Below are 11,215 nucleotides of genomic sequence, written 5' to 3' on the forward strand. Positions count from 1 at the left end.
TTTTGTATTCTTTGCGACGTAGCCAGAAAACCCATACAATATAGAAAGAACTTCTTTTGATGAAAGGACTTTACCCGTGAAAAATAACAAAACAGCTTTTTATTTAATCACCGTTTACGTCATCATGCAATTGTCTGGAGCACTGTTCGCTCCACTACTCTTCCGCTTTATAAATGGGCAAGAGGGCATGGTAGAACAACAAGCCAAACTACTAGCAAGTGGTTGGTGGATTTTTATTAGCATGTCCGTCGCAGCTCTTGTAAGTTTCGCGATTATCCGTAAAGATAAATCGTTTTTAAATAACTTAAAAGGCAAAAAAAGTTCCATCCCAGTATCAATCGGATGGGGAATTCTTGGATTCTTCATGGTGTTGATAGGTCAAGCCATTGCAGCAATGATTGAAAATGCTCTTGGAATAAAACCAGGATCTGATAATACAGCAACTTTTGTAAAAATAGCGGCCGCTGCTCCAGTTGCCATATTATCAATTGCAATATTTGCCCCTATTTTAGAAGAACTCATTTTCCGACGTGTTATTTTCGGATCGCTTGTACAAAAGTCGAACTTCTTTATTGCCGGATCTGTCAGTGCCATCGTCTTTGCAGTCATCCATTTTGATTTTACACACATACTACTCTATGCGGTGTCAGGATTTATATTCGCCTTTTTGTATTACAAAACAAAAAGAATTTGGACCTCAATCATTTCACATATGTTACTGAACGGCTTTGTCGTCTTGGTCCAATTAAATCGGGATAATATAGAACGTTACCAAAAGTATTTAGAAACCTTATCAAATTCACAATAACTAGTTTCATATGATTAACTCCCAATGAAATCATCATCGGGAGTTTTTTTGTTTAGATTTATTCATGTTCACGGGTGATTATCGCTCATCTCGAAGCATTTATCGCTCATCCACGTCCCATAGCCTAGTTAACTTGTTGAAAAACTCTCCTCTCCCACAGAAAAGAGCTATGTAGCGATTAGCGTAATGGCTCCTATCTAAGGACTTTTGAATAGTTTTGTTTTCGCTGCGCTGCTGTTTGAAAGGAAGAGTTTGTTTCACACCTAGTCAACTTGGCTAACGAGACGGGATTGAAGAGGTATTTTTGCTTATGAAATATTTAACGCTCATTTCGAGAGGTTTATCGCTCTTCTTGGGACATTTATCGCTCATTTCGAAGCATTTATCGCTCATCTTGAGAGATTTATCGCTCATACATGTTCCATATGCTAGTTAACTTGTTAAAACACTCTCCTCAACAGGAAGAAAAAAAGCCTTCTACCGGTTATTCCGGTGGAAGGCTTTCATTTTGACGCTTCGCTTCTTCTATTTGTTGAAGTGCTTCTGCTTTTAAATATTTGCGATAGCCAATTTTCGCTACGACGATACTAAATTCAAACAGTAGGATGAGCGGGATGGTTACCAGAACATGTGACATAATATCTGGAGGTGTTAAAACATCTGCTACCACTACTAGTACCAAGTAAATATATTTACGATACTTGGTTAACAACATAGGTGTAATGATTCCTAATCTTGTTAAGAAAAGTAATACCACAGGCATTTGAAAAACAAAACCAAAAGGAATGGTTAATTGAAATAGAAAATCAAAGTATTCATTAATTCCTATGGTTTGCTCAATATTCAAATCAGCCGCTAAATCAGCCATAAAGTGTATGACGAATGGGAATACGACATAATAGGAGAATGATACCCCTGCTATAAATAGCAAAAAGATGAACGGAATGTAACTTAATGTTGCCGTTCGCTCTTTCTTATAAAGTCCTGGAGAAATAAAAGCCCATACTTGGTAGAGTATGATTGGCGAAGTCATTACGATGGCTAAAACCATCATTACGGTAATTAAAATCTTAAATGGATCCGTTATTTTAAACGCATTTAATGTTAAGTCCCGTGCTTCTTCGCTCACTTGTAAAAATTCAATCAGTGGGCCAGCTAAGAAAAAACTGACTACCACTGCAACAACAAAGAAAACGACGATAATCATCAGCCGTTTTCTTAATTCAATAATATGATCAACTGTAGTCATGTCTCTTTCTTCCATCAGAAAAACACCCTAACGTACTTACTTAACTTCGTCGTCTAACTTCTTTTTCTTTTTAACATCGTCATCTTCATCGTCATCGATGAGACCTTTGGTTGCATTTTTGAATTCGCGAAGCGAACTACCGAATGCTCGTCCTAATTCAGGAAGCTTTTTAGGACCAAATACAAGCAAAGCCACTACCACAATCAATAAAATACTTAATGGACCTGTTGGCATGTAGGCACCTCCTCTTGTCTATTATTATTTTAACTTACTTTTGCTACGTTTGCTATTTGCTACTATGAACGATGTGTGAACTTTCTTCGTCTTGTTTAATGAAGTAAATCAGTGTTTGTAATTCAACGGACAAATCAATTGTATGGACACGAATTGAATCCGGTACCGTTAATCTCATGGGTGTAAAATTGAGAATCCCTTTAACAGCCGTTTTGGTTAAACGATCTGTCACTTCTTGAGCAGCACGCGAAGGTACTGTTAAAATCACTAGCTCAATCCCATATTGTTTGATTTTTTCTTCTAACTTGCTAGGCTCAAAAACAGGAATATCACTCATCATCATTCCGTCTTCAGTGGCACTCGTATCAAATGCTACTACAATGCGTGTGTTGTGATTCTTGTGGAAATTGTATTTTAGAAAAGCAGTACCTAAGCTACCTACACCAATTAATGCGACATTCGTTTCTTCATCTTGATCAAGCGTTTGACGGAAAAACGACAGTAAGTGTTGTACTTCATAGCCATACCCTTTTTTACCTAATGCTCCAAAATGCGAAAAATCACGGCGAATCGTTGCTGAATCAATTTTCATCGCTTCACTTAGTTCCTGAGAAGAAATTCGTTTCTTACCCGCGTTCGAAAAATTTTGGAGAAATCGGTAGTAGAGAGGTACTCTTTTGGTTGTAGCTTGTGGAATTTTAAGCGGTTCTAGTTTCATGCCGTTCCTCCTGCATTCAAGCGAAATCGATTTCATCTTACATGAGTACTTGAAGGAAGTAAAGTTCAGTCGTTGCGTGAGCCCCACGCTTCCATTAAACTAAGTTAGAACTGAGGTGGAATTAATGATTGTCTTACAAGTGAATCAAATACATAAAACGTTTGTCGTCGATGAAATACTAAGCGGTGTCAAACTTGAAATTAACCATAGAGACCGTGTTGCTTTAGTCGGTCGGAACGGTGCCGGGAAATCGACCCTCCTTAAAATTATTGCAGGTGAAATGTCGTATGACTCTGGAGAAATCATCATTCCAAAAGGAACAAAAGTTGGCTATATGGAACAACATGCTGGCATCGATTCTGACTTATCGATATGGGATGAAATGATGACGATTTTTGAGCATCATCGCTTAGCTGAACAAGAATTACGTTCACTCGAACAGCAAATGGCTGACCCTGCGGTACATGAAAATGCCGAGGCTTACGGGCGTATTATGTCTGACTATGATACGAAGCAAGTAGCATTTAAAGATTCGGGTGGCTACCAATATGAATCGGAAACACGTTCTGTCTTACATGGGATGCAATTCTTCTCAGAAGAATATGATAAACCGATTCAATCATTATCTGGTGGACAAAAAACACGTTTAGCCTTAGCTAAATTATTATTAACAAAACCGGATTTATTAATTCTTGATGAACCGACCAATCACTTAGATATCGATACACTTAGCTGGTTGGAACGCTATCTTCAAGGCTATCCAGGAGCCATTTTAATCGTTTCTCATGACCGTTATTTCTTAGATCAAGTGGTGAATTTTGTTTATGAAGTTTCTCGCCATAAAGTGAAACGCTTTGTCGGGAATTATAGTTCCTACTTGGATGAAAAGGCTAAAACGTATGAACGGGACATGAAGTCCTTTGATAAGCAACAAGAAGAAAAAGCGAAACTTGAAGACTTTGTCCAACGCAACCTAGCCCGTGCTTCAACGACTAAAATGGCACAGTCTCGTCGTAAAGTATTGGAGAAAACCGATTGGATGGATTCTCCGAATGGCGATGAAAAATCTGCGAACTTTGGTTTCTCGATTGAACGTCAAAGCGGAAACGACGTACTAAAATTGGAACAAGTCACGGTAGGTTACTCGGAAAAGCCAGTTTCTCAAGATGTAAATCTTCGAATATTTCGAGAAGACCGAATTGCTTTAGTTGGTCCAAACGGTGTTGGAAAATCCACTTTACTTAAAACCGTCGTAAAAGATATTCCTCCAATTGCTGGATCGATTCATTACGGCACAAATGTTCAATTTGGTTATTACGATCAAGAACAAGCTAAACTCACTGGTAATCGATCAGTACTAAAAGAATTATGGGATGAATGGCCATTAATGAACGAGAAAGATGTACGCAATGTATTGGGACGCTTCTTATTCAGTGGTGATGACGTAACCAAATCTATTTCGTCCTTATCGGGTGGCGAAAAAGCCAGGGTCGCTTTAGCCAAACTCATGATGTTAAAAGCGAACACCTTGATTTTAGATGAGCCGACTAATCACTTGGATCTTGATAGTAAAGAAGTTCTTGAAAATGCGTTAATTGATTACCCAGGAACCATCCTTTTTGTGTCACATGACCGCTACTTTATAAATAGGATTGCCACAAAAGTCATTGAACTATCAAGCGACGGTGCTTTTGAATACCTAGGTGATTATGATTATTATGTGGAAAAGAAAAAAGAACTTGAAGAAATTCGAGCTGAAAATGCGGGGCCAATCGAGGTTGGAGCACCTGTCATCAAACAATCTACTTCAACCATTGATAAAGAGGCGAAGAAACGAGAGCGCCAAGTTACACGTCGCTTAGAGGAATTAGAAGGTCAACTAGGCGTGATTGAAGAAAATATTACTGCTGTTGAAGAAAAATTGTGTGATCCCGCTATCTTCCAAGACCATGAACAATTGGTGATCCTTCAAAAAGAGCTTGAATCCTATAAAGAGGAACAAGAAGTTCTCATGACTGAATGGATGGAATTAGAAGAAGAATTAGAACAATTGTAAGATTACCGCATGTCTAAACATGCGGTATTTTCTCACAATTCATCAAGTATATATATGGGTCAAGTACTTTTTTCGACATTTTTCTCTCCACAAGGTTATTCACAAACAAAAGGTTGATATATCAATCTATCAACAGACTTATCCACACTATCCACAGGCAAAAAAGATTTTGTGCACATTGTTCAATGGAAAACCTACCACTACATATTGAATTCCACTGACTTATACACATCTTATCCACAAATTGTGCATAAGTACAGATGTTCTCTATTGACATTACAATTCATTTTTGTTAAAAAAGACTCGATTCTCTGCAAAAAGAGAATCGAGTCTTCTTATTTCCAGTCGAATAATGTCATGCCTGGATTTCCGTTCATTGACATCGAGCTAATAAGTCCTTTTTCGAACATAACAGAACCAGCTGCTGCAATCATAGCAGCATTGTCTGTACATAAAAACAGCGGCGGGACCGTAAATGGTATTCCTTCTTTTTCAAAGGTATCTTCTAACGATTTACGTAACCCTTTGTTTGCTGACACTCCACCAGCAGCAATCACTTGTTTGACCTTATATTGTTTGGCTGCTCGCAATGTTTTAGCAGTAAGCACTTCTACTACACTATCTTGGAAACCTGCAGCTACGGCTTGAGGTTTAATCTCTTCCCCGCGTTGCTCAGCGTTGTGCATATAATTTATGACAGATGACTTCAAACCACTAAAACTAAAGTCATATGAGCCCTCCTCTAACCATATACGAGGAAATGCAATGGGTTCGACACCTTCATGTGCAAGTCTGTCAATATGCGGACCACCAGGATAGGGAAGCTTTAATACTCTTGCTACTTTGTCATATGCCTCACCAGCGGCGTCATCGCGTGTTTCACCGATTAACTCAAACGTCCCGTGCTCTGGCATTAAGACGATCTCCGTATGCCCTCCTGACACAACGAGAGCCAGTAACGGGAATTGCATTAGTTCTGTTAATTGATTGGCATAAATATGTCCTGCAATATGATGAACTCCAACTAGCGGTAATCGATTTGCAAAAGCAAATGCTTTTGCAGCATTGATTCCAATGAGAAGTGCACCGACGAGTCCTGGCCCTTCTGTAACTGCAACTGCATCCAAGTCACTCGGTTCCATGTTTGCTTGCTTGAGCGCTTCTTCAATGACAATCGTCACTTGCTCTACATGATGACGAGAGGCGATTTCAGGAACGACTCCACCAAAACGTTTATGACTTTCGATTTGTGATGCAACTACATTAGAAACGATTTCACAGCCGTTACGAACAATCGATGCAGCGGTCTCATCACAACTCGTTTCAATACCTAATATGATTTGATCTTTTGTCATTTAAATTCCACCCACATTACCAGTGCATTCTCTTGGTTATCTGTATAATAACCTTTTCGAATTCCACCATTTTGAAAGTCTAGTTTTCGATATAAATTTTGAGCAATCGTATTACTTACTCGTGCCTCTAAAGTCATGAGAACAATTTCATGTTCTTTAGCAACTCGAATGGCTTCACGCATAAGCCCTTCACCGATTCCTTGCCCTTTAAACTCTTTAGCTACTGCTACATTGGTTATATGACTTTCATCTACTACCATCCACATTCCACAGAAGCCAATAATTTGCCCTAAATCATTTTCTGCAACAACATAATACGCATGTAAATTAGTCGTCATTTCTTGAACAAAAGAATCCCGAGTCCAAGGCAAACTAAATGCTTCTTGCTCAATCTTTAATACACTATCTATATCGGCAACCGTCATCTTACGGTAAAAAACGGTATCAATCATTTCAAATCGCCAGCCTTTTGCTGTTCTGCATTCCAATTAGTTTCAGCTTCCGTAATACGCTTATAATCGGGTACAAAATGATGTGTTGCTTCTATAGAAGGAAGTGGCTTCTTCATTGCTTGCTCGATGACGACAGAAGCTCTTGGTAAATCCAAATACAATGGAGCACGAATAGCACGATCACCTAAAACTCGTTGAATCGCTTCCCAGTGGATTGGTACGTCTTTGCCCACAAATAAAACATTTTCTTCTGTCGTACCTAATTTCTCTAAAATAGTCTCTAAAGCATAATGTCCATCTGGTAAGACAGCTACTAAGTCTTTCGTATATATAGCTGAAAATACATTGTCTCTGCGTGCATCCATAATTGGACAAATTAATCCGTTGAATAGAGATCCATTCCCTGCCAAGGTTTGTAGACTTGATACGCCTACAAGAGGTACTTTCAATGTCCAAGCTAAGGTTTTGGCTATCGTGACACCTATACGGACTCCAGTGTACGAACCTGGACCTTCAGCCACTGCAATTGCATCAATGTCACGCGGATTAATATTTGCTTGTTTTAACACTTCTTCAACTGCAGGCATAGCCCCTACAGAATGCGCAACTTTTATCGAGCTTGTCCATTCAACTAATAGCTGGTCATCTTGAACCACGGCTATTGATAAAGGAACATTCGATGTATCAATTCCTAACCAAATCATGCAAATAACTCCTTACATAATTGCTCATAACGTTCACCCATTGGGGTAATTTCAAAACGTCGAGCAAATTCATCTTCGTAAAATACTTCTATTTGTAAACGCTCTTTTGGTAAGTCATATTCAATCAACTTCGCCCACTCAATGACCGTCACTGCATCACCATAGAAAAGCTCATCCCAACCTAAATCTTCTTCGCTATCTGCAAGACGATACACGTCCAAATGGTTAAAAGGTAGTCTTCCTACATATTGCTTCAATATCGTAAAAGTAGGGCTGTTCACATTTCGCTCTACACCTAATCCTTTTGCAAAGCTTTTTGTAAAAGTCGTCTTCCCTGCACCCAGGTCCCCTTCAAGCGTAATCACATCCTGTGCTTGCACGAGTTCCCCTAAACGTTGGCCAAATTGTTCTGTTTCTTCAAGCGTTGCGACTTGTTTAATATATGTCATATTTTATATACCTCACACATGTTTTCTCTAGTGTATCGAATCCAACCCATTTATTCACTTAAAACACAACTTGCTCTCGTAATGGTGGAAGTTGAGTAATACGTTAATCATACTATTAATTTTAGTCAAATAACAAAAAAACCCACACAGAAAGGTTACTTTCTAAGTGGATTGATAATTTTAAAATAAAATGGCGGTCCCGACGGGAATCGAACCCGCGATCTCCTGCGTGACAGGCAGGCATGTTAACCGCTACACCACGGAACCATAATATTTAATATTTAACGACAAGATTTATTATACCAATGTATGAAATAATTACAATAGGTTTTTGCAAAAAAGTTTTAAAAGTTTTTAAAAAGATGAAATTCTATTCAACATACTATTTGTGTCGGTGTATTTTAGAGCATAATAGACAGCGAAATCACTCCATGCAGTAGCTCAGATATTTGATGTATGGCATCGCCGATTAGCGCCTGTTTACTCGGCTATTTGAAGTCGTTCTCCAAAAGATATACGTAATAATAAGCAACACGATGGGCATGAAAGCTACAAGCCTCCAGTTATTTTCGGCTCCATTGAAATAATAAGCAACAGGTAGAAAAGTGATAAAACAAATAAACATTGATACCCAAGACCGACTAAATAACCCTGATAAAAACGTAAAGAGTGAAACAACAAGTGAAACCTGCCACAACAACCCAATTATATTGAAAGTATCCAACACCATCACCTCCTCCCCATCTTATTATTTATTTAAGAATAATATTCTTATAAATAAGGTGAATTGAAAGTCCTTTCTATAAAGGCAATTCTATTAGTATGGGTACTTTCTTATTCCTATTTTTGGTATTATATAGATAAAGGGAGTGAATGTGAATGAAGAAATTTTATATTTTACTATTTTCGTTTGTTCTGATTTTGGTAGGAAATGTTGGACAAGCGAATGCTGCGGGGTTTACGGATGTTAAACCTGGTGATTCTTTTTATAAAGAGATGATGTATTTGGATGGAGAAGACATTATTTCGGGATATACAGATGGACGTTTTGGACCTTCCGATACGGTTACGCGTGGGCAGGCTGCAATGATGATTGCGAAAACTCTAGATTTAAATACGGCTCCTAGTGATACTAAATTCTCTGATGTAAAGAGTGACTACTTTGCCTCTGGAGCAATCCAGTCTGCAGCTATTGCTGGTATCCTTTCTGGAACTACCGATGGAAAATTTCTACCGAAAAAACCTGTTACTCGCGGTGAAATGGCAATTTTCATTGCTAGGGCTTTTGAATTGACTGATGAAGAATTGATTTCATTTACTGATGTAGGTATAAGTAAAACTTCATATTCGTCCATTCGCAAAATTTTAGCTGCCGGAGTTACTGCTGGTTATACTGCTACTAAATTTCGTCCAGATGAATTGATAGAACGTCAGCAGTTTTCAGCATTTCTTGCACGGGCAATGAGTGACCAGTTCAGATTAGATGTGGATGTTTGCGGTTACGTGCCTGAACCTGGAGAAAATCCAGATCGACAAACAGTAAATTGCTTACTGACAAAAGAAGCACTTAAAGCTAATATCCCACCGGAGATTGTGAAAGCAGTGGCCACAGTTGAAAATGGAAGCTGGAAACAATTCGAACTAAACGGTGACCCATTAGTTACTGAAGATGGTGGTATTGGAATTATGCAAATCACGACTACTGAAGGGTACGATGTAGATCGCTTAAAAAATGAAATTTCTTATAACATATATGCAGGAGTTGATATGCTAAGCAAGAATTTCAAACGTACAGTTTTGCCTTCAGTTGGTGAGAAAAATCCTGCTGACTTAGAAAGTTGGTACTTTGCAGTAATGGCCTATAATGGAACGAAAGCGACCAATAGTCCATTTGTTAAATCAACTGGGTTAAGAAACGATGGAGCTTATCAGGAAAAGGTATTCAGATCCCTTAATATAACCACTCATATTGATTCCATCGATATGTCCGCGGATGATTTCATTTATCTCGCAAATAATAACATCGACTTTCAACAATCCCATTTCCCTATCGTAGGAAATGTAACGACCTTATCGAAAGAAATGTTTGAAGATAAAGACACTGTTCGCTATGAAGGAAACGGACTTCGCCCTCAACCTGGTACAAAACCTGATTTATATGTAACTAAAACAACTACACAGGAAACTATTACCATCGTTGGTGGGTTAGTGTACGACAATAATAATCCATATAATACTTTTGGTTGGTATCCAGCCAAGGTTATGAGAAATGGTGACCCTGTATTCGGTTATATTGCGTCAACTTTAATCCAATAAAAATAAGCCTTGCGGATCTTGCAAGGCTTATTTTATTTGTGATGCCTTACTAGGCTCTTAGAGAAGTGAATCTTCTCTTTCCTATATACTAAGACATGGATGTAAGATCACCCTTCATATGGTATTTAATCGGCTTCAAATGGGTAATAATCGGCTTCGGTGGTGTTTTATTCGGCTTCAAATGAGATTTAATCGGCTTCACGATTCGTTTATTCGGCTTAAAGCGTAATTTATTCGGTTTCACCCATATTTCCCCATAGAAAACCTCCTCGAGGGTCTATCCGAGGAGGGCAATTTTTTTTGCTTTGGTTTTCGCTACGCTGCTGTTGGATCAGCAACACATTATGGAATGTAAGCTAACTTGTTTCCTCGAACTCTTTGTTCCTCCTCTTTCTCACACACCTTCGAATCAATAGAAAATTATACGCAATATAATCAGTATCTCTCCTTTGTATCCTAGGACTATTTATCGCTCATCTATTTCTTACAACTTCAATTCATTAGAACACAAAAAAACCGATACCCTTTAACAGGTACCGGCTTTCTATTTGCCTAGCGACGTCCTACTCTTGCAGGGGGAGACCCCCAACTACCATTGGCGCTAAAGAGCTTAACTTCCGTGTTCGGTATGGGAACGGGTGTGACCTCTTTGCCATTATCACTAGACTATTGTTTTTAGAGACAAGACTTAGTATAACAAGTTTTGTCGAGATTTACAAGTGTTTTTTATTTTATTAAAAAACTAGTGCTTGTTCACTCAAAACTGGATAAACGGGCCATTGAAAGCCATTCAAAATTTTGGTTAAGTCCTCGATCGATTAGTATTCGTCAGCTGCACACGTCGCCGTGCTTCCACCTCGAACCTATCTACCTC

General features: G+C 38.6%; 12 protein-coding genes, 1 tRNA gene and 1 rRNA gene. 3 read left to right on the plus strand and 11 right to left on the minus strand.

Going from position 1 to position 11,215, the window contains the following annotated elements; translation table 11 throughout:
* Window positions 1-76: 76 nt before the first annotated feature.
* Complete coding sequence (locus ACFPYN_RS12995) at window positions 77-808, plus strand: CPBP family intramembrane glutamic endopeptidase (RefSeq protein WP_377734750.1); 732 nt, start codon at window positions 77-79, stop codon at window positions 806-808.
* 484 nt (window positions 809-1,292) lie between these two features.
* Here the strand turns inward: ACFPYN_RS12995 and tatC are convergent, their stop codons facing one another.
* The 3 genes from tatC to ACFPYN_RS13010 are packed head-to-tail and all read right to left on the minus strand — an operon-like array spanning window position 1,293 to window position 3,009.
* A complete protein-coding gene (tatC, locus tag ACFPYN_RS13000; protein ID WP_377734751.1) occupies window positions 1,293-2,072 on the minus strand; it encodes a twin-arginine translocase subunit TatC in 780 nt (259 codons plus the stop codon).
* Window positions 2,073-2,093: 21 nt separating this feature from the next.
* Window positions 2,094-2,291, minus strand: a complete 198-nt coding sequence (gene tatA, locus ACFPYN_RS13005) for a twin-arginine translocase TatA/TatE family subunit (protein ID WP_377734752.1) — start codon at window positions 2,289-2,291, stop codon at window positions 2,094-2,096.
* A gap of 52 nt (window positions 2,292-2,343) precedes the next feature.
* Window positions 2,344-3,009, minus strand: a complete 666-nt coding sequence (locus ACFPYN_RS13010) for a redox-sensing transcriptional repressor Rex (RefSeq protein WP_377734753.1) — start codon at window positions 3,007-3,009, stop codon at window positions 2,344-2,346.
* Between the two features lie 124 nt (window positions 3,010-3,133).
* On the opposite strand from ACFPYN_RS13010, the gene ACFPYN_RS13015 reads away from it, so the two are divergent.
* Entirely contained in the window at window positions 3,134-5,065 is a 1,932-nt protein-coding gene (locus tag ACFPYN_RS13015) for an ABC-F family ATP-binding cassette domain-containing protein (RefSeq protein ID WP_377734754.1), read from the plus strand.
* A 335-nt stretch (window positions 5,066-5,400) separates the two neighbouring features.
* Here ACFPYN_RS13015 and tsaD read toward each other — a convergent pair whose 3' ends face one another.
* The 6 genes from tsaD to ACFPYN_RS13045 all read right to left on the minus strand — a co-directional run bounded on the left by tsaD (window position 5,401) and on the right by ACFPYN_RS13045 (window position 8,749).
* Window positions 5,401-6,420 carry a tRNA (adenosine(37)-N6)-threonylcarbamoyltransferase complex transferase subunit TsaD gene (gene tsaD, locus ACFPYN_RS13020; protein WP_377734755.1) on the minus strand — a complete coding sequence of 340 codons (1,020 nt, stop codon included), beginning with the start codon at window positions 6,418-6,420 and terminating at the stop codon, window positions 5,401-5,403.
* Window positions 6,417-6,872 carry a ribosomal protein S18-alanine N-acetyltransferase gene (gene rimI, locus ACFPYN_RS13025; RefSeq protein WP_377734767.1) on the minus strand — a complete coding sequence of 152 codons (456 nt, stop codon included), beginning with the start codon at window positions 6,870-6,872 and terminating at the stop codon, window positions 6,417-6,419. Before rimI ends, tsaD begins: the two co-directional genes overlap by 4 nt.
* Window positions 6,869-7,576 (minus strand): tRNA (adenosine(37)-N6)-threonylcarbamoyltransferase complex dimerization subunit type 1 TsaB, encoded by a 708-nt coding sequence (gene tsaB / locus ACFPYN_RS13030; RefSeq protein ID WP_377734758.1) that lies wholly within the window; start codon window positions 7,574-7,576, stop codon window positions 6,869-6,871. Before tsaB ends, rimI begins: the two co-directional genes overlap by 4 nt.
* Entirely contained in the window at window positions 7,573-8,025 is a 453-nt protein-coding gene (gene tsaE / locus ACFPYN_RS13035; protein WP_377734759.1) for a tRNA (adenosine(37)-N6)-threonylcarbamoyltransferase complex ATPase subunit type 1 TsaE, read from the minus strand. Before tsaE ends, tsaB begins: the two co-directional genes overlap by 4 nt.
* Window positions 8,026-8,216: 191 nt before the next feature.
* Window positions 8,217-8,292, minus strand: a tRNA-Asp gene (locus ACFPYN_RS13040).
* Window positions 8,293-8,494: 202 nt separating this feature from the next.
* On the minus strand, window positions 8,495-8,749 hold the full coding sequence (locus ACFPYN_RS13045) for a hypothetical protein (protein ID WP_377734761.1): 255 nt from the start codon (window positions 8,747-8,749) through the stop codon (window positions 8,495-8,497).
* Window positions 8,750-8,904: 155 nt separating this feature from the next.
* On the opposite strand from ACFPYN_RS13045, the gene ACFPYN_RS13050 reads away from it, so the two are divergent.
* Window positions 8,905-10,341, plus strand: a complete 1,437-nt coding sequence (locus ACFPYN_RS13050) for an S-layer homology domain-containing protein (RefSeq protein ID WP_377734762.1) — start codon at window positions 8,905-8,907, stop codon at window positions 10,339-10,341.
* Between the two features lie 88 nt (window positions 10,342-10,429).
* Here ACFPYN_RS13050 and ACFPYN_RS13055 read toward each other — a convergent pair whose 3' ends face one another.
* Both ACFPYN_RS13055 and rrf read right to left on the minus strand, forming a co-directional pair.
* Window positions 10,430-10,585 carry a hypothetical protein gene (locus ACFPYN_RS13055; RefSeq protein ID WP_377734764.1) on the minus strand — a complete coding sequence of 52 codons (156 nt, stop codon included), beginning with the start codon at window positions 10,583-10,585 and terminating at the stop codon, window positions 10,430-10,432.
* Between the two features lie 306 nt (window positions 10,586-10,891).
* Window positions 10,892-11,007 (minus strand): 5S ribosomal RNA (rrf, locus tag ACFPYN_RS13060).
* Between the last annotated feature and the right edge of the window lie 208 nt (window positions 11,008-11,215).

It is taken from the genome of Paenisporosarcina macmurdoensis (assembly GCF_042658845.1).
Taxonomy (GTDB): domain Bacteria; phylum Bacillota; class Bacilli; order Bacillales_A; family Planococcaceae; genus Paenisporosarcina; species Paenisporosarcina macmurdoensis.